Here is a 24,780-nt window from a genome sequence, read left to right as displayed (position 1 = left end):
GACGAAGGGGCCGCGATGCGGCCCCTTGTCGTTTGCGGCGATGGAACGCGGCCTCAGTCTTCCAGCAGCGGCTTGCGCGGCATCTTCTCCTCGCGCATGGCGGCGTTGTAGACGAACGAGGCGACGATGGCCGCGGCCTGCTTCAGGTCTTCCGGTTCGGCGTGGTCCCAGGTGTCCAGGTTGCTGTGGTGGACATTGCTGAAATAGTCCAGGCGGTCCTGGATGAACTGGAAGCCCGGCAGGCCGACGCGGTCGAAGCTGATGTGGTCGGTGCTGCCGGTATTGCGGGTGACCACGGTGGAGGCGCCGACGTCGTTGAACGGCTTCAGCCAGGCCTCGAAGATCGGCATCGCGGCGATGTTCTCCTGCGCGTAGATGCCGCGGAAGCGGCCCGAGCCGTTGTCCATGTTGAAGTACACGGAGAACTTGTCGTAGTCGCGCAGCTTCTGCAACGGGCCGGTGGGCTCGCGCAGCGAGGCCGGCAGCGCCTTCTGCGCCGGGTCGGTGGGCTCCGGATAGTGTGCGAAGTGCTTGGCCACATAGGCCTGCGAGCCGATCAGCCCCTGCTCCTCGCCGCTCCACAGCGCCACGCGGATGGTGCGTTTGGGCTTGGCGCCCACCGCCTTGAGGATGCGCATGGCCTCCATCATCACCGCCACGCCGGCGGCGTTGTCGGCCGCGCCGGTGCCGGTGTGCCAGGAGTCCATGTGCGCGCCCAGCATCACGATCTCGTCGGCCTTGCTGCTGCCGCGGATCTCGGCGATCGTGTTGTAGCCCGGCTGGTCGGTTTCGTCGGTGAAGCGCGCATCGACGTTGACCCGCAGCTTCACCGGCTGCTTGCGCTCGAGCGCGCGCGCCAGCTGGTTGTAGTGTTCGGCGATCATCGCCAGTTCGGGGACGCCCACCGGCTCGCCGGCCTTGCGCGAACCGCCGCCGCCGACGCGGATGATGCCGTTGTCCCAGCCACTGATGCTGATCGAGGCCAGCACGCCTTCCTCGGCGAAGAAGGCATTGGTGGCGCGCACCAGTTCCTGGCGCTCGGCGTATTCCTTGAGCCGCTTCGCCCGCTCCTTGTCGGCGGACTTTGGAATGGTGAATTCCTGCAGGCCTTCCAGCGAGGTGGCGTCGTGGCGGTGCGAGTCGGCCTCGGTGCCGCGCTTGTATTCGCGCGCGTCGCCCAGCAGCAGGATCTTGCCGCGCAGCTTGCCCTTGTACTTCTCCAGGTCGGCCAGCTTCTTGATCTCGACCTTGACCACCTCGCCTTCGACGGTGCCGTTGGTGCCCGGCGTCCACGCCTTGGGCAGCGCGTACAACTGGGTCAGGCGCGGCTCCAGCATTTCCACGCTGGCCGATTCGAATTCCCAGCCGCGGCCGAAGCCGTCGAAGGCTTCGTCATGCGCGTTGACCAGGCCCCATTCGCCGAACTTCTGCCGGGTCCAGGCGTTGGCCTGGGCCATGGCCGGCGAGTTGGTCAGGCGCGGGCCGATGGATTCGGTGAGATGGGAGAACGTGTCCATCACCTGCGAACGGTGGAACGCTTCCTGGCGGATCTTGCCCACCATGTCCAGGTCCACCTGCTCGGCCGCGCCCGCGCCGCCCGCGAACGCCAGCCCCATGCCCACTACCAGCAAGCACCGCTTGATCATCATTTCCCCCGGCCCTTGGCCACACACGACAAAGGCCCGAGTCTAGCCAGCGCCGGGGGCGGCCGAGCCGGCCAATGGTCATGGATGCGGTGAACGCCGCCCCGCTTTCCGGGTAGGAGCGCACTTCAGTGCGCGATGGGGCTCTAACGGTAAAGCCCCATCGCGCACTGAAGTGCGCTCCTACGGTGCGCTCCTACGGTGTGGGTTCGCTGCCGCCCGGGACCCGCACCGCGCGCTGCAGCGCCGGCTGCCACTGGCCGGGCCAGTCGCGGTCGTTGGCCACCTGCGCCTGCGCGCGGCTGGCCTCGAAGGCGGCGAAATCCAGCCCGGCGACCGCCCAGCGCTGGCCGCCGATGGTCCGCGCCAGCACGCCGTCGTCCGGGAAACCGCGGTCCATGGGCGCGTACACCATCGCCTCGCCGGTGTTGACGTCCAGCGCCGGGCTCCAGTCGGCCACGCCCGCCGTCACCGACTGCGCCACGAACATGCGGTTCTCCAGCGCCCGCGCCAGACACCCCACGCGCACGCGGGTGGCGCCGGCCTCGGTGTCGGTGCAGCTGGGCACCACCAGCAGGCGCGCGCCGGCTTCGTACTGCGCGCGTACCGGCAGCGGAAACTCGCTGTCGTAGCAGACCGCCACGGCGGCGCGGATGCCGTCGATCTCGAACACCTTCAGCGCGTCGCCGCCGTCGATCAGGCCGGTGGCCTTCTCGAAGCCGGTGAGCTGCAGCTTGTCCTGCCACAGGTGCGCGCCCTGCGGCGTCAGCCAGTCACAGCGGTTGCGGTAGCGCCCGCCGCCGGTGTCGAGCAGGAAGCTGCCGGCGACCACGTGCATGTCCAGTTCGCGGGCCAGAGCGGCGAACAGTTCCAGCCACGGCCGCCGGTAGCGCTGGATGGCCGCCAGCGAGGCCGGCAGGTCGCGCCGGATGTGCGGTGCGAAGGTGGCCGCCAGCTCCAGCGACAGGTATTCCGGCAGCACCGCGATGCGCGCGCCGGCCGCGGCGGCTTCGCCCAGTTCCTGCCGCTGGCGGCAGGCGAAGGCGTCGAAATCCACGGGAGCGCCGATGTCGTAGCGGGCGACGGCGATCTTCATGCGGCGGGCTCCAGGGCGCGGGTCCAGAACGTGAGCGGATGCGATACCTCGCCGCGGCCGATCTCTTCCCAGCGCAGGTGCATGGTCAGGCCCGGCCGCCGCGCATAACCGCGCCTGCGCCAGAACACGTCGTTGTCGCGGTGGCCGGCGGGCCGGCGCGGGTCGTCGCCGTCGCGGTCCACCGCGCAGAAGGCGGTCATCGCGAAACGGCCGAGCGAGCGCGCATGCGCTTCGCGCGCGTCGAAGAAGGCGTGGCCGATGCCGCGCCCGCGCCATGCCGGCAGCAGCACCGATTCGCCGAAGTAGAACACCCGCGCCGGATCGATGCCGGCCGCCTCGAACGGCTGGCGGAACGCCGGGCCGTCGTCGAGCAGCGGCAGGCCGGTGGAGGCGCCCACCACCTCGTCGCCGGCCCGCGCCACCACGCATACCGCATCGGCCGTGGCCGCATAGGCGGCCAGATAATCGCGCTCGTAGTCCAGGTTGCCCTCGTACAGGTAGGGCCAGTCGTTGAACACGCGGATGCGCAGGCGCGCCACGTCGTCCAGTACCGGCAGCAGGTCGGGGCCGCGCAGCGCGGCGACGGTGGGAGAAACGTCCATGGCCGGATTCTAGCCCTGCGCCGCGCTTCAGCCGCAGCCGACGAAGGCGCCGCCATCGCCGTCCGAAACGAGGCATTGGTCGCGGCCATCGCGCTGGAACCGGTAGAAGGCCGGGCACAGCGGCGTCATGCGCCGCAGGGTCCTGCGTTCTTCCGGCGTGAGCAGCCGCGGCGTCGCCAAGGCGACATCCCATGAGGCCGAACACCGGTATACGACCGGCACGATGATGGCGAAGACCAGCCCCATCACCGCCAGTGCCGACAGCAGCACGCCAATGGCCGGGATCTTCCTGTACGCTGCACCGATGGCGGCCGCCACGCCGGCCAGCAGCGGCAGCGCGGCCACCGCCAGCCATGCCAGGGCATGGTGGAGCGGCATCACGCCGCTCCCCGGCCCGGACTCAGTAGCCGCGTGCGCATCGCGCCGTTCCCGGTTCGCGCCACAGCAGCCACAGGCGCTGGTGCAGGGCGTCGCATACCACCACCTGGTGCTGCCGCAGCACCGCCCTGAAACACAGGCCGCGGCGGCCCAGCGCCTGCCAGCGGCCCGCGCCGTCCAGCGCCGGCAGGCCTTCGGCGCCGCGCCGGCGGATCCGCTCCGCCAGCGCACCGTCCAGCCTCAGGCGCAGGCAGCCGCGGCGCGCGGCCGGTCCCAGCGCCAGCGCCGCCAGCGGCGACGCGGACCAGCCGGCGCCCTGCTCCACCCGCAGCACCGCCCCCGCCAGGCCCGGCGGCAGCAATCGCCGCAGCCGCCGGATCAACCGTGCATGCAATCGCATGGTATTCACCGCAGGCCGGTGCCGACGTCGTACCAGTCCACCTTGCGGGTGATCCACATGATCGCCGCCAGGATCGCGAACAGCAGCAGCGAGCCCATCAGCAGTGCGTTGTTCTCCGAGGCCAGCAGCACGTAGAGAACGCCATACAGCACGGTCAGCATGGTCGAGAAGCCCAGGCCGCGCTTCCAGCTGTGCAGCACGCCGGACAGGTAGAAACCCTGCAGGCCGATGCAGGCCGCCGCCGACACCAGGTAGGCCTGCCAGAAGGCGATGTGCTCGGACAGGCTCAGCAGCAGCAGGAAGAAGATCGCCAGCGCCAGGCCGACCAGCAGGTACTGCAGCGGGTGGATCTTCAGCCGCTTGATCAGTTCGAACAGCACGAAGCCGACGAAGGTCAGCAGCACGAACAGGATGCCGTACTTGCTGGCGCGGTCGGCCTGGGTATACACGTCCACCGGATCGACCAACGCCACCTCCAGCGCCTCGACGCTGCCGCCCTCGCTGCGCAGGCTGCGGCGCAGCTGTTCCTGCGCGGCCGAGGCCAGCGAGGACACCGCCCAGTCGGCCTTGAAGCCGGCGTCGTCGATGCTGCGCTCGTTGGGCAGGAAGCTGCCGCCGAACAGCGGATGCGGCCACGGCGAGGCCAGCGCCACGCGGGTGTCGTCGCCCACCGGCACCACCGACAGCGAACGCGTGCCGTCCAGCACGAATTCCAGCTCGACCTTGCGGCCTTCGGCCAGGGTGCCCTGGCGCGGATCGGCCAGCGGCAGCAGCGCGGCATGCAGCCCCTTGGAGGTGCGCTCCAGCGCGCGCGAGCCCGCCTGCAGCGGCAGCGCGCGCCCGTCCACGCGCAGGTTCGGCGTGCCGACCAGGCCGCGCACGTCGGCGATGCCCAGCGCCAGGTAGGGCTGGCCGTAGACGCGGCCGGGCACGGCGGCATAGGCTGCGTCGGCGAACTCGGCCTGCAGGCGCGCGTGCCAGCTGTACACCGGCACCCGGAACAGGCCGACGCGGCGCTCGTCCGGGCGCATCTCGCCCTGCACGCGCAGCTGCCGCGGCATCTGCAGCTCGTAGCCGTGTTCGGTCTGCAGTTCGGTCTTGCGCATGCCCGCCTCGACCACCTCGACCTCGCGCTGCTGCGTCCACGGCAGCACCCGCACCGGGCCGATCAGCGACTGCGCGCCGGCGCGGCTCTGCGCGACCCGCTCGATGGCCTGGTCGCGGTAGCGCTCGCGTTCGCCGATCGTGCCGCGGATCAACAGCAGGGGAATCAACAGCAGCAACACCAGCCCGCCGACCACGGCGAAGCGCAACAGCAGTTTCAGGGAAGTCATGGCCCATCCTCGTGTGGAAACGAGGCACAGGGTGGGCACGGCCGGTGTGCGGGGTTTGTGGCGAATTTGAAGCGGGTGTGAAGCGGCCGTTCCGCGCCAGAATCCATCAAGACCGGCCGCCGCGCCGCACCGGCCGGTTGCGGACGCGGGCCGCGGCATAGTATGAATCCGTGTTCACCCGCGCCCGGCACCACCGGCCGCGCCGTGCCATTCCCCGAAGGAACTCCCTGCGTGCTGCATGCCCGGTCGCGTACTTCGCTGATCCACCGGCTGTCCCTGAGCATATGGGGCCTGTTCCTGGCCCTCCTCCTGCTGCTTTCCGCGTTCGGCTACCTGGCCATGCGCGTGGTGACCGACCGGCTGGTGCCGATGGTGGCGCAGCGCACCGTCGACCTGCGCTCCCGGGCCAACGAAGGGCAGTTCCTGCAGGCCGAACAGAGCGTGCTGCGCCTGCAGCGCGAACTGCTGTGGCGGCTGGACCGCACCGACCGCGACGCCACCCTGGCGCGCTTCGACACGCTGTTCGCGCGCGGCCCCGACGGCCTGTGGCGGCTGCAGCCCACGCAGGTGGACCCCGAGCGCGCGCCCACCCTCTACCTGCACCAGCCGCCGCAGGGACTGGACGAGTCGGCGCGCCTGCGCGCGGTGGTCGCCTACGACCTGCTGCGCGAACAGGGGCCGGCGCTGGTGCCGCCGTTCTTCTCGGTCTACATGGACTTCATCGAGGACGGGCTGATGGTCTATGCCCACGGCATGGACTGGGGCAGCAACGCCGATGCCAGCGCCAGCAACGCCGGCTATCCGACGATGCAGGGCTCGGACCCGCGCCGCAACCCGCAGCGCAAGGTGTTCTGGACGCCGGTCTACCTGGACCGGCAGGCCAATACCTGGATGGTGTCGGTGATCAAGCCGCTGGACTGGCAGGGGCGATGGGTCGGCACGCTCGGCCACGACGTCTCGGTGCAGAGCCTGATCGACCGGACCGCCGATGCCGATGGCGCCGTGGTGCAGCTGGTCATGGGCGCGGACGGCGCGCTGATCGCGCATCCGCAGTTCCGCCGGCGCATCGCCGCCGCCGACGGGCAACTGAAGCTGTCCGCGCTCGACGACCCGCTGCTGGCGCAGGTGCACGGCATGATCGCGTACGGGCATGCCGACAGGGGCGTGGGCCGCTCGCCGGACGGCAGCCACTGGGTGGCGTGGTCGAAGATCCACGGGCCCGGCTGGTACCAGGTGTTCCTGCTGCCGCAGGCGCGGGTGGACCAGGTGCTGATGTGGGGACTGCTGGCCGTGTCCGGCTTCGGCATCCTCGGCCTGTTGCCGGCGATGTGGCTGCTGCGCCGCCGTGTGGGCTCGCTGTTCGCGGCACCGCTGCGGCGCCTCACCCAGGCGGTGGACGAACTGGGCCAGGGCGGCGAGCCCACGCCGATCGCCATGCAGGGCGACGACGAACTGGGCCGCCTGGCCGGCGCCTTCGACGACATGGTCGAGGAGCTGGTGCAGCAGCGCGCGCTGCAGTTCGCGCACGCGCAGGCGCTGCAGACCGAGGTGGACGAGCGCCGCCAGTTCATGACCCGGCTGGAGGAAGAGCGCGCGCGCCTGCTGGCGCTGCTCGGCGCGATGAACCTGGGCATCCTGTTCGTCAGCGACGAGAACCGCGCCACCTACTGCAACGCCGCCTTTCTGGCCATGTGGGATTTCCCCGAGGACGGCACGGTCGTCGGCAGCAGCACCCACCAGTGGCTGGAGACCTCGCAGCGGCTGATGCTCGATCCGCAGGCGTTCCGCCGCCACCTGGACGAAGCCATCGTTTCGCCGGACCTGCACCGGCGGCTGGAGATCCGCCTGCACGACGGCCGCATCGTCATGCACGACGCCTACCCGGTCTGCGACGCGCAGGGCCACCACATCGGCCGCCTGTGGGTGCAGGAGGACATCACCCACGAGCGCCAGACCGCCGAGCAGCTGGTACGGCTGGCCCAGCACGACCCGCTGACCAGCCTCTACAACCGGCGCCGCTTCGAGGACGACCTGGCGCGCTTCTTCCATGCCGCCGAACGCACGCCGAGCCAGGCCGCGCTGCTGTTCTTCGACCTGGACGAGTTCAAGTACATCAACGACACCTTCGGCCATCGCGCCGGCGACACCGTGCTCAACCGCATGGCGATCGAGATCCGCACCCTGATCCGTTCCGACGAGACGCTGTTCCGGCTCGGCGGCGACGAGTTCGCCGTGCTCATGCCGCACGCCAGCCTGCACGACGCGCAGCGCCTGGCCGAACGCGTCGTGCAGCGGATCTCGCAGACGCCTCTGTGCCTGCACGAACAGACCGTGCGCCTGACCACCAGCCTGGGCATCGCCCATTTCCCGACCCACGCCGACAACGCCGAGGACCTGGTCGCCCATGCCGACGCGGCGATGTACCAGGCCAAGCACACCGGCAAGAACCGCTGCAACGTCTACCGCCCCGACCGCGACAGCTCGCGCGAGATGGCGACCCGGCTGGCGTGGAACGACCGCATCGCGCGCGCGCTCGAGCACGACCTGCTGCGCCTGCATTTCCAGGGCGTGCACCATGCCGGCGACGGCCGCCTGGCGCACCTGGAAGCGCTGATCCGCATGGAGGACGAGGCCAATCCCGGCCAGCTCATCATGCCGGCGCAGTTCATCGAACCGGCCGAGAAGAGCGGCAAGATCCTGGAGATCGACCGCTGGGTGATCGGCCAGAGCATCCGCCTGCTGGCCAGCCACCCGAACCTGCCGGCGATCGCCGTCAACATCTCCGGGCGCTCCTTCGACGACCCCGAGCTGCCGGCCTGGATCGGCGGCCAGCTGCGCCAGCAGCACGTCGCCCCGCGGCGCCTGCTGGTGGAACTGACCGAGACCTCGGCGGTGTCGGACATGGGCGACGCGGCGCGCTTCATCGCCGCGCTGCGCGACACCGGTTGCCCGATCTGCCTGGACGACTTCGGCACCGGCTTCTCCTCGTTCGCCTACCTCAAGAACCTGCAGGCCGACGTGCTCAAGATCGACGGCATGTTCATCCGCGACCTGCCCTGCGAGCGCGACAACCAGGTGTTCGTGCGCGCCATCATCGAAGTGGCGCGCGGCATGGGCAAGCTCACCGTGGCCGAGTTCGTCGAGGACGAAGCCACCCTGCAGATGCTGCGCGGGATGGGCGTGGACATGGTGCAGGGCTACCACCTGGGCCGTCCGCGCGCCGACCATCCGGTCTTCGCCGACCGCCCTGCGCCGGAACCTGCTCCGCTGGGCGATGACGCATCACCGCCGGCGTAGCTGCGGGGCTTGCCCCGCATGAAGCTTTCCCGGCGCAGCCCCGTGCCGGGCAAGCCCGACACCTACGTCATTGGCAACCACAGGCTCGCCTCCGCACCGCCCTCCACGCGGTTGCGCAGGCGCGCATGGCCGCCGTGCAGGCGCGCGACCTCGGCCACGAACGGCAGGCCCAGGCCCGAACTGCGCTGCCCGCTGCCGGGACGGGCCAGCGAATAGAACCGCTCGAACACCCGCTCCCGCGCGTAGTCCGGCACGCCCGGCCCCTGGTCGGACAGGGCCACGTCCCAGCCTGCGTCCTGCGCGGCCAGCCGCAGCGCGATCCGCCCGCCCGCCGGCGAGAACGCGATGGCGTTGTCCAGCAGGTTGTCCAGCGCCTGCCGCAGCAGGAACGCATCGCCCTGCACCGGTGCGCGCGCGGGCAGTTCGCAGTGCAGCGACAGCCGCGCCGCCTGCAGCCGCGGCGCCGCGTCCTCACCCAGTTGCCGGCACAGCGCGGACAGGTCCACCGCGGTGCGGCGCTGCAGCCAACCGTGCTGCTCCACTTCCGCCAGCCGCAGCAGCTGGTCGATGGTCTCGGTCAGGCGCCGCTCCTGCTGCGCGATGTTGGCGGCGAAGCGCTGCCGCTCGGCTTCGGGCAGCGGTTCCTGCAGCAGTTCGGCCGCGCCGCGGATCGCCGCCAGCGGGCTCTTCATCTCGTGCGTGAGCGACTGCACGTACTGCTCGACGTAGGCCTTGCCCTCGAGCTTGCGGCGCATGGTCTCCAGCGCCCGGCCGAGGTCGCCGATCTCGTCGCCGCGCGGCTTCGGCGGCGGTACCGGCTCGCCGGCGCTGACCGCCTTCGCGTAGCGGCTCAACCCGCCGATGCCGCGCGCCAGCCACCAGGTCATCAGCAGCCCGATCAGCGCCGCCGAGCCGATCAGCCACGCCCCGCGCGCGACGATGGCGCGCTGGCTGGCGGTGATGAACGGGTCGATGCTGTCGTTGGGCTGGGCCAGGGTCAGCACGCCGATCAGGGTGCGCCCGTCGGCCGGGTCGTAGACCGGCGCGGCCACGTGCATCACCGTGCTGTCCGCGTCGCCCGGCGTGCCCGGGCTGGAACGGGCGCCGTACTGGCCGCGCAGGGTGCGGTAGACATCGTTCCAGCGCGAGTTGTCGCGGCCCACGTCCTGGCCGCGCGAGTCGTAGACGACGATGCCGCGCGCGTCGGTCACGGTGACCCGGTAATCGATGCTGCGCTTGGGGAAACGCCACACCATCGCGCGCGGATCGCGGCGCTGCGCGGTCGCCATCTGCGCGGCGAAGCGGCCATCGGCGATACGCCCAGCCTTCAGGTCCGGCCCGGCCATCACCGCCAGCACATTGGCCGCGTCCACCAGGGTGGATTCCATGGCCTGGCGCACGCCCGGCTTGACCTCGTCGACGAACACGCGCATCACGAAGAACGCGGCGATGCCGACGATCAGGAAGAAGCCGAGGAAGAGTTTCAGGCCGAGGCGCATTTATCGCTGCCTTCGTTTCTGGAGCAATCCCACATCCGGACGCCGTCGTCCCTCTCCCCAACCCCTCTCCCACAGGGAGAGGGGCTTAGAAAGCAGCGTCTCCAGCCCATGGAAAACCTCAGACATCCAGCGCATACCCCACGCCCCGGTGCGTGCGGATCGGATCGTCCTGCGCCCCCGCCGCGCGCAGCTTCGCGCGCAGGGTCTTCACGTGCGTATCCACCGTGCGGTCGGCGCTGTCGCTGGCGTGGTCCCAGCCGCGTTCCATCAGCTGCGCGCGGCTGAGGATCGCCCCCGGCCGCTGCATCAGCGCCGCCAGCAGCGCGTACTCGTAGCGGGTCAGGTCCAGCAGCACGTCGCGGTAGCGCACCCGCCGGCCCTCGCGGTCGATCGCGAACGCGCCCTGCCGCACCCAGCCCGCCTCGGCCGGCGCCGCCTGCGCCGGCCGCCGCAGGCGCGCGCGCACCCGCGCCACCAGTTCGCGCGGCGAGAACGGCTTGCCCACGTAATCGTCCGCGCCCAGTTCCAGGCCCAGCACCCGGTCGAACTCGTCGTTGCGCGCGGTGAGGAAGATCACCGGCACCTGGCTGAACGTGCGCAGCTGGCGGCAGACCTCGAACCCGCCCACATCGGGCAGGCCCACGTCCAGCACCACCACGTCGATGCCGCCGGCGCGCAGCCGCTCCAGCGCCTGCGCGCCCAGCGCGCAGTGCTCGGCGACGTGGCCCTCGCTGCGCAGCGCGTACAGGACGGTATCGGCGATGGCGGTCTCGTCTTCCACGACGAGCACGCGGGCGGGCTGTTCGGACATGGCGCCAGCATAGCCGCCCCCGGGCGGCGCCCGTACACTGCGCCGATGAACTACCGCCACGCCTTCCACGCCGGCAACCACGCCGACGTGCTCAAGCACATCGTCCTGCTCGCCCTGATAGACGCGCTCAGGCGCAAGGACGCGCCGTTCTTTGTGCTCGACACCCATGCCGGCCGCGGCCGCTACCTGCTGTCGGCCGAGGAAAGCCGCAAGACCGCCGAGGCCGACGAAGGCATCAGCCGGCTGATGGCCGCGCCGACCCTGCCGGAGGTGGTCGAGCGCTACCTGCGCGCGATCCAGGCCAACAACCCGGTCGGCGGACTGATCGCCTACCCCGGTTCGCCGCTGCTGGCCGCCCAGGCCCTGCGCGAGCAGGACCGCCTGGCCGCCTGCGAGCTGCAGCCGGAGGAAGCGGCGGCGCTGAAGGAGCTGTTCGCCCGCGACCGCCGCGTGCAGGTGCTGGCCGCCAACGGCTACGACAGCATCCGCGCCCTGCTGCCACCCAAGGCTGGCGCCACCAAGATCGGCCGCGCCCTGGTGCTGATCGACCCGCCCTACGAGGCGCAGGACGCCGAATACCCGCTGATCATCGCCACCCTGCGCGAGATCCTGGCGCGCATGCCGCAGGCCCAGTGCGCGGTGTGGTACCCGATCAAGCAGCGCCGCAGCCTGCTGCCGTTCTTCCGCAAGGCGGCCGCGCTGCCGGTGAAGTCGGCGCTGCTGGCCGAGCTGATGGTGCGCCCGGACGACTCGCCGCTGCGCCTGAACGGCAGCGGCATGCTGCTGCTCAACCCGCCCTGGCAGTTCGACCAGGCGCTGGCGCCGGCGCTGCCGGTCCTGCAGCGCGAACTGGGCGAAGCCGGGGCATCGACGCGGCTGGAGTGGCTCAAGAGCGGGGAGTGAGCCCGCCGGGCACGGTCCGCCGCAGGAGGCGACACGGTCCGCGCCCGGGGCATCCAGGCTTGTGCCGGATGCGGCCGGCGGCGCGCCGGCAGCGGAAATCCGCTGCTCCCGGCCAGTCGCCACGGTTGAATCGCGTTCACAGAACCTCACGCTGCAGGTGCAAGAATCGGCGGACTCTGGAGGAACCGCAGTCATGGCTACCCGCAACCGCATGCCCCCGTGGCATGAAAACTTCAAGGCTCCCAGCGGCCGGGAACTGCTCATCCGCCCGATCCGCCCCGAGGACGGCGCACCGCTGCAGGGCGCGTTCGCGCTGTTCGGGCCGGAAGAAGTCCGCGACCGCTTCCTGCAGGCCGTGGACGTGCTGTCGGACGAAACCGCCCAGCGCCTGACCCATCCGAACCCGAAAACCGAAATCTCGCTGGTCGCGGCCGAGCCGTTGCCGCCAGGCGAAGCCGTGGTCGGCGCGGTGGCGCGGGCCTCGATCATCCCCGGCACCCGCGACGCCGAGTACGCCATTCTGGTCAGCCGCTTCCTCGCCGGCCAGGGCCTGGGCCGGCAGCTGATGCGCAAGCTGGTCAAGTGGGCGCGCGGCAAATACCTGGACCGCATGTACGGTGACATCGCCCAGGACAACGAACCGATGCTGCAGCTGGCCGCCTCGCTGGGCTTCAAGCAGGTGCCGCACCCGTCCGGCACGCCGGGGCTGGTGCGCATGGTGCTGGAACTGGGCAGCTGAGGGCCAGGTGTGAGTGAAGAGGAGTGAGGAGTGAGAAGAAGCAGGAGCGGTCTCCACCTGCACGGAGATGACCGCTTTTGTTCCTGCCTTTTCTCACTCCTCACTCCTCTTCACTCACTCCTATAAAATCGGCGACGTCATGTCGCTTCCCACCCCCTACCCCGTTCCGCCGCTGCCCCGCGCGGGCCAGCTCCGCGCCTGGTGGCGCGCCCCCGCATCGACCAGCGCGCTGGCCTGGCACGTGGCCCGCGCCGCGCAGGCGCACGGCAAGCCGCTGCTGCTGGTCACCCGCGACAACCACGGCGCGCACCAGGCCGTCGCCGACCTGCAGACCCTGCTCGGCGACGCCGGCGCACTGCCGGTGGTGCCGTTCCCGGACTGGGAAACCCTGCCCTACGACCGGTTCAGCCCGCACCCGGACATCATTTCCCAGCGCCTGGCCGCGCTGCACCGCCTGCCCACGCTGGCGCGTGGCATCGTCGTGGTGCCGGTGCAGACCCTGCTGCAGCGGCTGGCGCCGCTGAGCCACATCGTCGGCGGCAGTTTCGACCTGCAGGTCGGCCAGCGCCTGGACATGGACGCGGAGAAGCGCCGGCTGGAAAGCGCCGGCTACCGCAACGTGCCGCAGGTGATGGACCCGGGCGATTTCGCCGTGCGCGGCGGCCTGCTCGACGTCTACCCGATGGGCGCCGACGCGCCGCTGCGCATCGAGCTGCTGGACGAGGACATCGACTCGATCCGCGAGTTCGATCCGGAAACGCAGCGCTCGCTGGACAAGGTCGCCGCGGTGAAGATGCTGCCCGGCCGCGAAGTGCCGATGGACGAGGCCAGCCTGGCGAAGGTGCTGGCGGCGCTGCGCGAGCGCTTCGACGTCGATACCCGGCGTAGCCCGCTCTACCAGGACCTGAAGGCCGGCGTGCTGCCCGCGGGCATCGAATACTTCCTGCCGCTGTTCTTCAACAAAACCGCCACGCTGTTCGACTATCTGCCCGAGGGCTTCCTGACGGTGGTCGCGCCCGGCGTCGGCGAAGCGGCCGACGCGTTCTGGGAACAGACCCGCGGCCGTTACGAGCAGCGCCGCCACGACATCGAGCGGCCGCTGCTGCCGCCGGAGGAGATCTACCAGTCGCCGGACAGCCTGCGCGAGCAGTTCAACCGGCAGCCGCGCGTGGAAGTATGGCCCGCTGACCACCCGCGCATCGCCGAGGCGCAGGCGCTGGGCGACCAGCCGCTGCCGCCGTTGCCGGTGGCCGCCAAGGACGCGCCGGCCGGGCAGGCGTTGAAGTCCTTCCTCGACCACTACCCCGGCCGGGTGCTGGTCGCCGCCGATTCGCCGGGCCGCCGCGAGGCGCTGCTGGAAGTGCTTGCGGCATCGGACCTGCGGCCGCAGGTGATGCCGGATTTCGCAGCGTTTCTCCCTTCTCCCCTCGGGGGAAGGTGGCCCGAAGGGCCGGATGGGGGTACGGGCGAAGCCTTGCGCAGCCAGAGCACAAGTGGGCTTGCGCCCCGTACCCTCTCCCCAACCCCTCTCCCGGAGGGAGAGGGGCTATTACCGCGCTTCGCCATCACCGTGGCGCCGCTGGACGATGGCTTCGCCCTGGCCGAACCGGCGCTGGCCGTGCTCACCGAGCGCCAGCTGTTTCCCGAACGCGCCGGCCAGCCGCGCCGCACCCGCCGCGCCGGGCGTGAGCCGGAAGCGATCATCCGCGACCTCGGCGAGCTGACCGAGGGTGCGCCCATCGTGCACGAAGACCATGGCGTCGGCCGCTACCGCGGGCTGATCGCGATGGACGTCGGCGGCATGCCCGGCGAGTTCCTGGAAATCGAATACGCCAAGGGCGACCGCCTGTACGTGCCGGTGGCGCAGCTGCACCTGATCAGCCGCTACTCCGGCGCCTCGCCGGAAACCGCGCCGCTGCATTCGCTGGGCGGCGAGCAGTGGGCCAAGGCCAAGCGCAAGGCCGCCGAGAAGGTGCGCGACGTCGCCGCCGAGCTGCTGGAGATCCAGGCGCGGCGCCAGGCCCGCGCCGGCCTGGCGCTGGACATCGACCGCGCCATGTACGAGCCGTTCGCCGCCGGTTTTCCGTTCGAGGAAACACCCGACCAGCTGGCCGCGATCGAGGCCACCCTGCGCGACCTGCAGTCCAGCCAGCCGATGGACCGCGTGGTCTGCGGCGACGTCGGCTTCGGCAAGACCGAGGTGGCGGTGCGCGCCGCCTTCGCCGCCGCCAGCGGCGGCAAGCAGGTCGCCGTGCTGGTGCCCACCACGCTGCTGGCCGAGCAGCACTACCGCAATTTCCGCGACCGCTTCGCCGATTACCCGCTCAAGGTGGAAGTGCTCTCGCGCTTCAAGAGCACCAGGGAAATCAAGGCCGAGCTGGACAAGGTGGCCGAAGGCGGCATCGACGTGATCGTCGGCACCCACCGGCTGCTGCAGCCGGACGTGAAGTTCAAGGACCTTGGCCTGGTCATCGTCGACGAGGAGCAGCGTTTCGGCGTGCGCCAGAAAGAAGCGCTCAAGGCGATGCGCGCCAACGTGCACCTGCTCACGCTCACCGCCACGCCGATCCCGCGCACGCTCAACATGGCCATGGCCGGGCTGCGCGACCTGTCGATCATCGCCACGCCGCCGCCGAACCGGCTGGCGGTGCAGACCTTCGTCACCCAGTGGGACAACGCGCAGCTGCGCGAGGCGTTCCAGCGCGAACTGTCGCGCGGCGGCCAGCTGTACTTCCTGCACAACGACGTGGAGAGCATGGGCCGGATGCAGCGCGAGCTGTCCGAGCTGGTGCCCGAGGCGCGCATCGGCATGGCCCACGGCCAGATGCCCGAGCGCGAGCTGGAAAAGGTGATGCTGGATTTCCAGAAGCAGCGCTTCAACGTGCTGCTGGCCAGCACCATCATCGAATCGGGCATCGACATCCCCAACGCCAACACCATCATCATCAACCGCGCCGACCGCTTCGGCCTGGCGCAGCTGCACCAGCTGCGCGGCCGCGTCGGCCGTTCGCACCACCGCGCCTACGCCTACCTGGTGGTGCCGGACAAGCGCTCGATCACGCCCGACGCGCAGAAGCGGCTGGATGCCATCGCCTCGATGGACGAACTCGGCGCCGGCTTCACCCTGGCCACGCACGACCTGGAAATCCGCGGCGCCGGCGAACTGCTCGGCGAGGACCAGAGCGGGCAGATGGCCGAGGTCGGTTTCAGCCTGTACACCGAGCTGCTCGAACGCGCGGTGCGTTCGATCAAGGCCGGCAAGCTGCCCGACCTGGACAGCGGCGAGGAAGTACGCGGCGCCGAGGTCGAGCTGCACGTGCCGGCGCTGATTCCGGAAGACTACCTGCCCGACGTGCATACGCGCCTGACCCTGTACAAGCGCATCAGCTCCGCGCGCGACAGCGCCGCCCTGCGCGAGCTGCAGGTGGAGATGATCGACCGTTTCGGCCTGCTGCCGGATGCGGTCAAGCACCTGTTCGCCATCGCCGAGCTCAAGCTGCAGGCCAACGCGCTGGGCATCCGCAAGCTGGAACTGGGCGGGAACGGCGGCCGCATCGTGTTCGAAGCCAAGCCGGACATCGACCCGATGGCGGTGATCCAGCTGATCCAGAAGCAGCCGAAGCTGTACCAGATGGACGGCCCGGACAAGCTGCGCATCCGCCATCCGCTGCCGGAAAGCGCGGACCGCTTCAACGCCGCGCGCGCGCTGCTGACCACCCTGCGGCCGGCGTGAGCGGGTGTGAGGTTTGCCAGGACCGGAGGCGGCGGGGACAATGCCCGCCTTCCTCCTGGCCAGGCCGTCTTCCGCGCGGTGCAGCGCTCCATGTTCTCGATTCCCCCGGCCCCGGGCCTGTCCATCCCGCCTGAAAACGACAGCTGCGGCATTGCGGTGCTCGCCACCGCGCTGGACGAACGGGACAGCTACACCGACCAGCACTGCGACCGCGTTTGCCTGCTCGCGCACGGCCTGGGCGAGCGCTGCGGCCTGTCCGGCGCGCAGCTGGAACAGTTGGCGCTGGCCGCGCGGTTCCACGACGTCGGCAAGATCGGCATCCGCGACGACGTGCTGCTGCATCCCGGCCGCCTGGACGAACCGCGCATGGAGAAGATGCGCACCCATCCCGAGCGCGGCGCGCGCCTGTTCGCCGCCACCGGCCGCGACGATGCCGCCGCCGTGGCGCGGCTGATCCTGCACCACCACGAAGCCTGGGACGGCAGCGGTTACCCGCATGGACTGCAGGGCGAGGACATTCCGCTGGAAGCGCGCATCCTCACCATCGCCGACGGCTACGACGCGCTGACCTCGCGCCGCCCCTACCGCGCCCCGATGGACGCCGGTGATGCGCTGGCCATCCTCGACCGCGAGAAGAACCGGTTGATCGACGCGCGCCTGTTCGGCGAGTTCCGCGGCCTGCTGCGCGGGCGCGACCGCCCGGCCGGCTGAACCGCGGCGCCGGCGCGCTCACAGCACCGGCGACATCATCGCCACCGCGTTCTGCACCAGCCGCCTGGCGAACGACCAGCCCTCCACCTGTTCCTGGGTCACCCGTACCGACACCGACAGGTACTTCTCCTGGCGCCGGCGGATCGCGGCGGTGACGCCCGCGTCGGCGACCAGCAGGCTGTTCTCGAAATTGAGTTCCAGGCTTCGGCGGTCGATGTTGGCCGAGCCCACCAGACTGATCTGGCCGTCGATGGTCATCGACTTGGCGTGCAGCAGGCCCAGCGGGTATTCGTGCACCGCGACGCCGCATTGCAGCAGGTCGGCATAGGTACTGCGGCTGGCCTGGCCGACCAGCCACGAGTCGTTGCGGCGCGGCAGCACCAGGGTCGTGCGCACGCCGCGCCGCGGCGCCGCGCAGATCGCGCGCAGGATGGATTCGTCCGGCACGAAGTACGGCGTGGTGATCACCAGCTCGCGCCGCGCGGCGTAGATGCACGCCACGAACATGTCGGCCATGGCGTTGTGGCGCGCGATCGGGCCGGTCTCGAACGCGGCCGCCACGCAGCCGTCGTCGTGCCAGGCATGCGCGGCCGCGGCCGCGTAGCCGTCCAGCCCGGTTTCGCCGGTCTCCGGGATCCAGCCGCTGAGGAACAGGAACTGGACCTGCGCCACCACCGGGCCTTCGCAGCGCAGCAGCAGGTCGATCCACGGCGCGCAGGCCGGCTTCACCCGGAACTCCGGATCGGCGCAGTTCTGGCTGCCGCTGTAGGCGACGCGGTTGTCGATCACCACGATCTTGCGGTGGTCGCGCAGGTCCATGCGGCTGAACGCCATGTGCTGCAGGCGGTTGATGTCGTCCAGCGTCTTCAGCCGCTTCACCCCGGCCTGGCCCAGCTGTTTCCAGCGCCGTCCGTCGATGAAGGCGCGCGAGCCCAGCGCATCGACCATCACCCGGCACGCCACCCCGCGCCGCGCGGCGGCGGCCACCGCGTCGGCGACGCGGCCGCCGGCGTCGTCGTCCAGCCAGATGTAGAAGGCGATGTGCACGCTCTCGCGAGCCTGTTCGATGTCGGCCACCAGCGCGTCCAGCGCGCGGCGGCAGTCGTTTTCCGGCGCGTCGGCGGCGCTGTCGGCGTCGCCCAGCAGCGCCACCCGGTTGCCGCCCACCGCCGGCAGGCCGTTGATCGTGCGCGCCAGTTCCAGCAGCGGCACCGCGTTGTCCGCCACCGCGACGGGCGCGGCCGGCGCCATCGCCGCGGCGGCCGCGCCCATCCGCCGCAGCGCCTGCTCCACGCGGCGGAACCGCGCGCGGCCGATGCTGGTCTCGCCCAGCAGCAGGTACGCGACCATGCCCACCACCGGCGCGAGCATCACCACCGCCACCCACGCCGCGCGCGAGGCCGGCGCGCGGTTGGCGCGGGTCAGCGCGCGCGCGGCGACCAGCAGGTGCGCGACGAACGCGACGGCGGTGATTCCCCATTGCAGCGTGGCGTGCGCTCCGCCCGCTTCCGGCACCATGCGGCCTCCCGATGATCGACGATGCGCCTTCTCAGGGCGTGGCGGATCAATAGCACGGCCGCCGCGCTTCCAACATCCCCGGCGTGGATGCATCGCGGCGCTACCCGGAGGCAGGATGCCTGCAGCACAATGGAACACCGATGAAACGCACCCCGCGGGCCGGCAGCAGCCGATCACGCACCGGATCCGGCGTCCGGCACCCCATCCAGCCGGCGCCGTCCTGCGGCGCGGCGCCCCCCCCTCGCCAGGAGACGACATGCAGCTGATCTACCTTCTTCTCTGCATCGCCGGTACGGCCCTGCCCTTGTGGCAGTTCGTTCCGTGGCTTCGTGCGCATGGCCTCGACGTGCCGCTCCTGCTGCAGCAGGCCACGACCGGGCACATCGCCGCATTCGCATGGTCGGACGTGCTCGTTTCCGGCATCGCCGTCGCCGTACTCGTAGTCGCCGAGGGACGCAGGCTGGCGATGCCACGGCTGTGGCTGCCGCTTGCGTGCCTCGTGGTCGGCCCTTCGCTGGCGCTGCCGTTTTTCCTGTTTCTCCGCGAGCGGCATCGCGCGGCGGGAACCGACGGTTCCGCCGGGCCGGACCCGCGTCGCGGACCGATCTGACCCACGCGCGCCAGCAGCGCGGCCGGTGCAGGCCACCACCGGATTGTCGGCCCCGCGATCTCGGGCCACCGATCCCACTGACAGTCGGCTGGCATGCGCCATACGGCAGGCGGAAACGAAAAGCCCGGCAGATGCCGGGCTTTCCGTTTTTTGCCAGTCGGGATTGCGGCCGTTACCAGATCACCACGCGCTTGTCGTCGCCGCGCACCATCGCGTCGCCCGCCTTGCACTGGAACGCGGCGGCGAAGGACGGCATGTTCGACGGCGCGCCGTTGGCGCGGAAGTTGGCCGGTGCGTGCGGGTCGGTGTTCAGGCGCACGCGCAGCTCGCCCTCGGTGAAGTTGCGGCGCCACACCGTGGCCCAGTTCATGAAGAAGCGCTGGTCCTCGCTGTAGCCGTCCACCGCCACGTTCTTCGACGGGTCTTCCTTGAGCGCCATCTGCAGCGCGTCGTAGGCCACGGTCAGGCCGCCGAGGTCGCCGATGTTCTCGCCCAGGGTCAGCTTGCCCTTCACGTTCGCGCCCGGCAGCGCTTCATAGCCGTCGAACTGCGCGACCAGCTGGTCGGTGCGGCTGGTGAAGGCGCTGCGGTCGGCGTCGGTCCACCAGTTGTCGAAGTTGCCATTGGCGGCGAACTGGCTGCCCGAGTCGTCGTAGCCGTGCATCATCTCGTGGCCGATCACCGCGCCGATGCCGCCGTAGTTCAGCGCCGGATCGGCCTTGGCGTCGAAGAACGGCGGCTGCAGGATCGCGGCCGGGAACACGATCTCGTTCTTGGTCGCGTTGTAGTAGGCGTTGACCGTCTGCGGGGTCATGCCCCATTCGGTCCTGTCCACCGGCTTGCCGATCTTGTCGAGCATGTAGCGGTAGTTGAACGCGCGCGCGGCCTGCATGTTGCCCAGGTAGCTGTCGTCCTTGGTGGTCAGGCCCGACCAGTCGCGCCACTTGTCCGGGTAGCCGATCTTCGGGGTGAAGCTGGCCCACTTCTCCAGCGCCTTCTTCCTGGTCTCCTCGCCCATCCACGGCAGGTTTTCCAGGCGCGTCTTCAGCGCCGCCGACAGGTTCTCCACCAGGTGCTGCATGGCCACCTTGGACTCGGCCGGGAACACCGCGTCCACGTACAGCTGGCCCAGCGCCTCGCCCATCGCGCCATTCACCGATTCCAGCACGCGCTTCCAGCGCGGCTGCATCTCCTGCTGGCCGCGCAGGGTCTTGCTGAAGAAGTCGAAGTTGGCCTGCTCGAAGGCCTTGCTCAGGTACGGCGCGGCGTTGTCCACGGTGTGGAAGCGCAGGTAGGCCTGCCAGGTCGCGGCCGGCACGTCGGCCAGCATCTTGTCCACTTCGCCGAAGAAGCCCGGCTGCGCCAGCGAGAACTTGTCCTTGGCCGGCACCTTCAGCGTGTCGAACAGCGCGGTCCAGCTGAAGTTCGGGGTCTGCTTGTCGGCATCGGCGGCGCTGACCGGGTTGTAGCGCTTGGCCGGGTCGCGCAGTTCGATGCGCGACAGCGAGGCCTTGGCCAGTCGCGTTTCGAATTCCATCACCGCCCTGGCCTGTTCCTTCGCCTGCGCGGCGTCCACGCCGGACAGGGCCAGCATCTGTTCGATGTAGGCCACGTAGGCCTCGCGGATCTTGGCCTGCGATTCGTCGAAGTAGTAACCCTTCTCCGGCAGGCCCAGGCCGCCCTGGCCGACGTAGGCGATGACGTTGCCCGAATCCTTGAAGTCCGGGCTGGCGTACAGCGAGAACAGGAAGCCCTGGCCCTGCGCGTAGGCGTCGCGCAGGTAGCCGGCGATGGCGGCGGTGTCGTTGAGCGCGGCGATCCGGTCCAGCTCCGGCTGCAGCGGCGTGATGCCGGCGGCCTCGATGGCGGCCTCGTCCGAACCGGTCTTCCAGATGTCGCCGATCTGCGCCTGCACCGTGCCGGCCTTGGCGTTGGCCGCGGCGGCCTGCTCGACCAGCGCGTGCTGCACTTCCAGCGAGCGCTCGCGCAGGATCTCGAAGCTGCCCCAGGTCACCTGGTCGCCCGGCACCGGGTTGGCCTTGAGCCACTTGCCGTTGACGAAGCCGTTGAGGTCGGTACAGGCGGATACGGCCGGGTCCACGTCGGCGGCGTTGAACGCCACCGACGGGGTGGTGATCCTGGACAGGTCGAAGGCCGGCTTGGCGGCTTCGGCCGGCGCGGCCGGGGCCTCGGTCTTGCCGCAGGCCGCCAGCGAGGCGGCGATGGCGACGGTGAGGGACAACGGGACGAGCTTGGAAAGGGTCATGCGGAATCTCCGGCCTTGCAGGGAACGCCGCGCAGCGCGCGGCCAATCCCCGAGCGTAGGCGATGCCACGCCAGGCCGGATAGGCCGAAGGTCATGCACGAGGTCATGCACGCCGGCAGGCGCCGGCGCGCGAACCGCGTCAACCGCGGCGCGCCGCCTCGATCGTGGCGATGTCGATCTTGCGCATGTCCATCATCGCCTCGAACGCACGCTTGGCCGCGGCCGGGTCGGGATCGGCGATCGCCTCGGACAGCACGCGCGGCGTGATCTGCCACGACAGGCCCCATTTGTCGCGGCACCAGCCGCAGGCGCTTTCCTCACCGCCGTTGCCGACGATCGCGTCCCACAGGCGGTCGGTTTCGGCCTGGTCCTCGGTGGCGACCTGGAACGAGAACGCCTCGCTGTGGCGGAACGCCGGACCGCCGTTCAGGCCCAGGCACGGGATGCCCATCACGGTGAATTCAACCGTCAGCACATCGCCCTGCTTGCCGGAGGGATAGTCGCCGGGCGCGCGGTGCACGGCCCCTACCCGGCTGTCGGGAAAGGTCGCGGCGTAGAAGGTGGCCGCCTCCAGGGCGGCGCCGTCGTACCAGAGGCAGATCGTATTCTTGCTGGCCATCGCGGTGGTCCTCGTTCGGGAAGGCGCACCGGCGCAACGACGCGCACGCGCCACGGCGCCAGGCGCTGCGATCGTAGCGCAGCGCCCGCCAACCCGCCGTCACGGCGACATGGACGCACGCCGCCTGCGGATTCAGGCCGCCGGCCGGGCGGGCGGCCGCGGCAGCAGCGCCGCCACGATGCCCAGCAGCGGAAGGAACGAGATCGCCTTGTAGACCCACTCGATGCTGGTGTGGTCGGCCAGCACGCCCAGCACCGCCGCGCCCAGCCCGCCCATGCCGAAGGCGAAGCCGAAGAACAGGCCCGAGACGGTGCCGATGCGGTGCGGCATCAGTTCCTGCGCGTAGACCAAGATGGCCGAGAACGCCGAGGACAGGACGAAGCCGATGACCAGGGTCAGCACCGTCGTCCATTCCAGGTTGGCGTAGGGCAGGATCAGCGCGAACGGCGCCACGCCCAGGATCGAGGCCCAGATCACCGGCTTGCGGCCGATGCGGTCGCCGACCGGCCCGCCGATCAGCGTGCCCGCCGCCGACGCCAGCAGGAACCCGAACAGGTGCAGCTGCGCGCCCTGCACCGATACGTGGAACTTCTGCATCAGGTAGAACGTGTAGTAGCTGCTCAGGCCGGCGATGTAGAAGTACTTGCTGAAGATCAGCACCAGCAGCACCGCGATCACCCAGGCCACGGTGCGCCTGGGCAGGAGCGGTCCGCTGCCGGCCGTGCCCGCCTTCGGCCGGCTGGCACTGACGGCCAGGTGCTGCTGATACCAGCGGCCCACATAGGTAAGCAGGCCGATGCCGATCAGCGCCGCGCCCCCGAACCACGCCACGCTGCGCTGGCCGTTGGGCGCGATCACCGCCGCGGCCAGCAGCGGGCCGATGGCGGTGCCGGCGTTGCCGCCGAGCTGGAACACCGACTGCGACAGGCCATGGCGCCCGCCCGAGGCCAGCCGCGCGATGCGCGAGGACTCGGGATGGAAGATCGCCGAGCCGATGCCCACCAGCATCGCCGCGGCCAGCACCGTGGCGAAGTTCGGCGCGTAGGCCAGCAGCAGCAGGCCGCACAGGGTCGAGGCCATGCCCATCGGCAGGGAGTACGGCGCCGGGCGGCGGTCGGTGCGCAGGCCGATCAGCGGCTGGAACAGCGAGGCGGTGAGCTGGTAGGTCAGGGTGATCAGGCCGATCTGGGCGAAGCTCAGGTGGAACTGGCCCTTGAAGATCGGATACAGCGCTAGGATCAGCGACTGCATCATGTCGTTGACCAGGTGCGAGCCGCTGATCGCGGCCAGCACGCCCACCGCTACCGGGCGGCGCGCGGCCGTGGGAGAAGCGGCGACAGGAACGGCGGAGGACATGGCGGTACCGGGCAGTGGAGGGCGGCGCGCATGGTAGAGTCGCCGGCCACGCCCTTCCTGCGCGATATGGTCATGCACCCTCTCGAAAAGGACATCGGCGGCCGCCGCGGGCGGCGCCTTCCGCTGCCCGCGGGCCCGGAGACGGCGGTGTACTGCAAGGCCCGCGACTACGCGCCCGGCACGCTGATCCCGCTGCACCACCACCCCGACCGCCACCAGCTGGTGTATGCCGAGAGCGGCGTGCTGGTGGTGCGCGCCGGCATGGGCCGCTGGGTGGTGCCCAGCACGCGCGCGATCTGGATACCCGCCGGCACCGGCCATGTGGTGCACTGCATCGGCCTGGTACGCATGCGCAGCCTCTATGTCACGCCGGCCGCCATGCCGCAGGCGCCGGCCGGCGCTTCGGCGGTGTCGGTCACGCCGCTGCTGGCGGCGCTGATCCGCGCCGCGGCCGGCGTCGCCCAGCCCTACGTCGAGGACTCGCGCGACGGCCGCCTGATGCGCCTGATCCTGGACGAGATGCAGACCCTGCCGGTACTGCCGTTGCACCTGCCCGAACCGGCCGACCCGCGCCTGCGCGCGATCGGCCGGCGGCTGGAGCGGCAGCCGGACGACGCCTCCACGCTGCAGGACTGGGCCGCGCGCCTGCAGGTCGATGTAAAGACCATCCAGCGCCTGTGCGCGCGCGAACTGGGCATGACCTTCGGCCAGTGGCGGCAGCAGGCACGGCTGCTGCGCGCGCTGGAACGGCTGGCGGTCGGCGAGAAGGTGATCGACGTGGCGCTGGCGCTGGGCTACGAAAGCCCCAGCGCGTTCGCCACCATGTTCAAGCGCCGCTTCGGGCTGACGCCGAGCCGGTTCTTCCGCTGAGCGCGCGCGCCCGCTCAGCCGTGCCGCACCAGCGCACCGAGCTCGCGTTCCAGCAGGGCCGGATCGGCGGCATTGAGTTCGATCACGCGGCGCAGCGCGGTGATGCTGTCCAGGTCGATCTCGTCGCAGCGCAGCCCGACGTTGCGCCCTTCCACGTGCACCACGGTGGCCTGCATGCGGATCGGCGTGTCTTCGGACAGGTCGACCTGCAGGTGGCAGCGCTCGTCCAGCCGGCAGTCGCCGCCGGCATCCACCTCGAACAGCGCCCCCTTCAGCGATACGTCGTGCACCTGCCCGGCATGCACGCTGCCGTCGGTGCGGACCAGCCGGGCTGGCGAATGGAAGGGTGCGCGCCAGAAATGGCGTCGTTCCGTGGACGTGTTCATGCGGTTCCC

At 70.5% G+C, this 24,780-nt stretch carries 19 protein-coding genes and 2 pseudogenes; 8 read left to right on the top strand and 13 right to left on the bottom strand.

What is annotated here, in order from left to right; translation table 11 throughout:
• Window positions 1–53: 53 nt before the first annotated feature.
• The 6 genes from ABTV91_RS08160 to creD all read right to left on the bottom strand — a co-directional run bounded on the left by ABTV91_RS08160 (window position 54) and on the right by creD (window position 5,453).
• A complete protein-coding gene (locus ABTV91_RS08160) occupies window positions 54–1,646 on the bottom strand; it encodes a M28 family metallopeptidase (protein WP_433854037.1) in 1,593 nt (530 codons plus the stop codon).
• A gap of 193 nt (window positions 1,647–1,839) precedes the next feature.
• Entirely contained in the window at window positions 1,840–2,739 is a 900-nt protein-coding gene (locus tag ABTV91_RS08155; protein ID WP_433854036.1) for a carbon-nitrogen hydrolase family protein, read from the bottom strand.
• Entirely contained in the window at window positions 2,736–3,341 is a 606-nt protein-coding gene (locus ABTV91_RS08150; protein ID WP_433854035.1) for a GNAT family N-acetyltransferase, read from the bottom strand. Before ABTV91_RS08150 ends, ABTV91_RS08155 begins: the two co-directional genes overlap by 4 nt.
• A 27-nt stretch (window positions 3,342–3,368) precedes the next feature.
• Entirely contained in the window at window positions 3,369–3,719 is a 351-nt protein-coding gene (locus ABTV91_RS08145) for a hypothetical protein (protein WP_433854034.1), read from the bottom strand.
• 22 nt (window positions 3,720–3,741) lie between these two features.
• Window positions 3,742–4,119, bottom strand: coding sequence for a hypothetical protein (locus tag ABTV91_RS08140; RefSeq protein ID WP_433854033.1), 378 nt, complete (start codon window positions 4,117–4,119; stop codon window positions 3,742–3,744).
• Window positions 4,120–4,124: 5 nt separating this feature from the next.
• Complete coding sequence (creD, locus tag ABTV91_RS08135; protein ID WP_433854032.1) at window positions 4,125–5,453, bottom strand: cell envelope integrity protein CreD; 1,329 nt, start codon at window positions 5,451–5,453, stop codon at window positions 4,125–4,127.
• A gap of 231 nt (window positions 5,454–5,684) precedes the next feature.
• Between creD and ABTV91_RS08130 the strand changes: the two genes are divergently transcribed.
• Window positions 5,685–8,750, top strand: coding sequence for a bifunctional diguanylate cyclase/phosphodiesterase (locus tag ABTV91_RS08130; protein WP_433854031.1), 3,066 nt, complete (start codon window positions 5,685–5,687; stop codon window positions 8,748–8,750).
• 62 nt (window positions 8,751–8,812) lie between these two features.
• On the opposite strand, the gene creC is transcribed toward ABTV91_RS08130, so the two are convergent.
• On the bottom strand, window positions 8,813–10,249 hold the full coding sequence (gene creC / locus ABTV91_RS08125; protein WP_433854030.1) for a two-component system sensor histidine kinase CreC: 1,437 nt from the start codon (window positions 10,247–10,249) through the stop codon (window positions 8,813–8,815).
• Window positions 10,250–10,367: 118 nt separating this feature from the next.
• The gene (gene creB / locus ABTV91_RS08120) at window positions 10,368–11,060 is read right to left on the bottom strand and encodes a two-component system response regulator CreB (RefSeq protein WP_433854029.1); all 693 of its coding nucleotides are present in this window, start codon (window positions 11,058–11,060) and stop codon (window positions 10,368–10,370) included.
• A gap of 45 nt (window positions 11,061–11,105) precedes the next feature.
• Here creB and ABTV91_RS08115 point away from each other — a divergent pair, with 45 nt between their 5' ends.
• From ABTV91_RS08115 to ABTV91_RS08095, 5 genes and pseudogenes are all read left to right on the top strand, one after another.
• Window positions 11,106–11,963: a 23S rRNA (adenine(2030)-N(6))-methyltransferase RlmJ gene (locus ABTV91_RS08115; RefSeq protein ID WP_433854028.1), complete on the top strand. Its 858-nt coding sequence runs from the start codon at window positions 11,106–11,108 to the stop codon at window positions 11,961–11,963.
• Window positions 11,964–12,156: 193 nt separating this feature from the next.
• Window positions 12,157–12,702, top strand: a complete 546-nt coding sequence (locus tag ABTV91_RS08110; protein WP_153190733.1) for a GNAT family N-acetyltransferase — start codon at window positions 12,157–12,159, stop codon at window positions 12,700–12,702.
• 139 nt (window positions 12,703–12,841) lie between these two features.
• Window positions 12,842–14,131, top strand: a pseudogene (locus tag ABTV91_RS08105) (transcription-repair coupling factor); the annotation flags it as partial.
• Window positions 14,132–14,257: 126 nt separating this feature from the next.
• Window positions 14,258–16,435: pseudogene (gene mfd / locus ABTV91_RS08100) on the top strand (transcription-repair coupling factor); the annotation flags it as partial.
• A 90-nt stretch (window positions 16,436–16,525) separates the two neighbouring features.
• A complete protein-coding gene (locus tag ABTV91_RS08095) occupies window positions 16,526–17,146 on the top strand; it encodes an HD-GYP domain-containing protein (protein WP_433854027.1) in 621 nt (206 codons plus the stop codon).
• A gap of 18 nt (window positions 17,147–17,164) precedes the next feature.
• On the opposite strand, the gene cls is transcribed toward ABTV91_RS08095, so the two are convergent.
• On the bottom strand, window positions 17,165–18,664 hold the full coding sequence (gene cls, locus ABTV91_RS08090; protein WP_433854026.1) for a cardiolipin synthase: 1,500 nt from the start codon (window positions 18,662–18,664) through the stop codon (window positions 17,165–17,167).
• Window positions 18,665–18,920: 256 nt separating this feature from the next.
• On the opposite strand from cls, the gene ABTV91_RS08085 reads away from it, so the two are divergent.
• The gene (locus ABTV91_RS08085) at window positions 18,921–19,274 is read left to right on the top strand and encodes a DUF2834 domain-containing protein (RefSeq protein ID WP_433854025.1); all 354 of its coding nucleotides are present in this window, start codon (window positions 18,921–18,923) and stop codon (window positions 19,272–19,274) included.
• A 172-nt stretch (window positions 19,275–19,446) separates the two neighbouring features.
• On the opposite strand, the gene ABTV91_RS08080 is transcribed toward ABTV91_RS08085, so the two are convergent.
• From ABTV91_RS08080 to ABTV91_RS08070, 3 genes are all read right to left on the bottom strand, one after another.
• Window positions 19,447–21,540, bottom strand: a complete 2,094-nt coding sequence (locus ABTV91_RS08080) for a M13 family metallopeptidase (RefSeq protein ID WP_433854024.1) — start codon at window positions 21,538–21,540, stop codon at window positions 19,447–19,449.
• A 139-nt stretch (window positions 21,541–21,679) separates the two neighbouring features.
• Window positions 21,680–22,159: a VOC family protein gene (locus ABTV91_RS08075; RefSeq protein WP_433854023.1), complete on the bottom strand. Its 480-nt coding sequence runs from the start codon at window positions 22,157–22,159 to the stop codon at window positions 21,680–21,682.
• A gap of 132 nt (window positions 22,160–22,291) precedes the next feature.
• The gene (locus ABTV91_RS08070) at window positions 22,292–23,515 is read right to left on the bottom strand and encodes an MFS transporter (RefSeq protein WP_433854022.1); all 1,224 of its coding nucleotides are present in this window, start codon (window positions 23,513–23,515) and stop codon (window positions 22,292–22,294) included.
• 72 nt (window positions 23,516–23,587) lie between these two features.
• Between ABTV91_RS08070 and ABTV91_RS08065 the strand changes: the two genes are divergently transcribed.
• The gene (locus ABTV91_RS08065) at window positions 23,588–24,385 is read left to right on the top strand and encodes an AraC family transcriptional regulator (protein ID WP_433854021.1); all 798 of its coding nucleotides are present in this window, start codon (window positions 23,588–23,590) and stop codon (window positions 24,383–24,385) included.
• A 14-nt stretch (window positions 24,386–24,399) separates the two neighbouring features.
• Here ABTV91_RS08065 and ABTV91_RS08060 read toward each other — a convergent pair whose 3' ends face one another.
• On the bottom strand, window positions 24,400–24,771 hold the full coding sequence (locus tag ABTV91_RS08060) for a PilZ domain-containing protein (protein ID WP_433854020.1): 372 nt from the start codon (window positions 24,769–24,771) through the stop codon (window positions 24,400–24,402).
• Window positions 24,772–24,780 lie beyond the last annotated feature (9 nt).

It is taken from the genome of Stenotrophomonas nitritireducens (assembly GCF_050984405.1).
Taxonomy (GTDB): domain Bacteria; phylum Pseudomonadota; class Gammaproteobacteria; order Xanthomonadales; family Xanthomonadaceae; genus Stenotrophomonas; species Stenotrophomonas nitritireducens_B.
This window is presented reverse-complemented; position numbering and strand designations above follow the sequence as displayed.

Bases quoted from the DNA above. Each gene is read 5' to 3' on its own strand.
- ABTV91_RS08160 (WP_433854037.1), bottom strand. From the start codon at position 1,646: ATGATCAAGCGGTGCTTGCTGGTAGTGGGCATGGGGCTGGCGTTCGCG.
- ABTV91_RS08155 (WP_433854036.1), bottom strand. From the start codon at position 2,739: ATGAAGATCGCCGTCGCCCGCTACGACATCGGCGCTCCCGTGGATTTC.
- ABTV91_RS08150 (WP_433854035.1), bottom strand. From the start codon at position 3,341: ATGGACGTTTCTCCCACCGTCGCCGCGCTGCGCGGCCCCGACCTGCTG.
- ABTV91_RS08145 (WP_433854034.1), bottom strand. From the start codon at position 3,719: ATGCCGCTCCACCATGCCCTGGCATGGCTGGCGGTGGCCGCGCTGCCG.
- ABTV91_RS08140 (WP_433854033.1), bottom strand. From the start codon at position 4,119: ATGCGATTGCATGCACGGTTGATCCGGCGGCTGCGGCGATTGCTGCCG.
- creD (WP_433854032.1), bottom strand. From the start codon at position 5,453: ATGACTTCCCTGAAACTGCTGTTGCGCTTCGCCGTGGTCGGCGGGCTG.
- creC (WP_433854030.1), bottom strand. From the start codon at position 10,249: ATGCGCCTCGGCCTGAAACTCTTCCTCGGCTTCTTCCTGATCGTCGGC.
- creB (WP_433854029.1), bottom strand. From the start codon at position 11,060: ATGTCCGAACAGCCCGCCCGCGTGCTCGTCGTGGAAGACGAGACCGCC.
- ABTV91_RS08115 (WP_433854028.1), top strand. From the start codon at position 11,106: ATGAACTACCGCCACGCCTTCCACGCCGGCAACCACGCCGACGTGCTC.
- ABTV91_RS08110 (WP_153190733.1), top strand. From the start codon at position 12,157: ATGGCTACCCGCAACCGCATGCCCCCGTGGCATGAAAACTTCAAGGCT.
- ABTV91_RS08095 (WP_433854027.1), top strand. From the start codon at position 16,526: ATGTTCTCGATTCCCCCGGCCCCGGGCCTGTCCATCCCGCCTGAAAAC.
- cls (WP_433854026.1), bottom strand. From the start codon at position 18,664: ATGGTGCCGGAAGCGGGCGGAGCGCACGCCACGCTGCAATGGGGAATC.
- ABTV91_RS08085 (WP_433854025.1), top strand. From the start codon at position 18,921: ATGCAGCTGATCTACCTTCTTCTCTGCATCGCCGGTACGGCCCTGCCC.
- ABTV91_RS08080 (WP_433854024.1), bottom strand. From the start codon at position 21,540: ATGACCCTTTCCAAGCTCGTCCCGTTGTCCCTCACCGTCGCCATCGCC.
- ABTV91_RS08075 (WP_433854023.1), bottom strand. From the start codon at position 22,159: ATGGCCAGCAAGAATACGATCTGCCTCTGGTACGACGGCGCCGCCCTG.
- ABTV91_RS08070 (WP_433854022.1), bottom strand. From the start codon at position 23,515: ATGTCCTCCGCCGTTCCTGTCGCCGCTTCTCCCACGGCCGCGCGCCGC.
- ABTV91_RS08065 (WP_433854021.1), top strand. From the start codon at position 23,588: ATGCACCCTCTCGAAAAGGACATCGGCGGCCGCCGCGGGCGGCGCCTT.
- ABTV91_RS08060 (WP_433854020.1), bottom strand. From the start codon at position 24,771: ATGAACACGTCCACGGAACGACGCCATTTCTGGCGCGCACCCTTCCAT.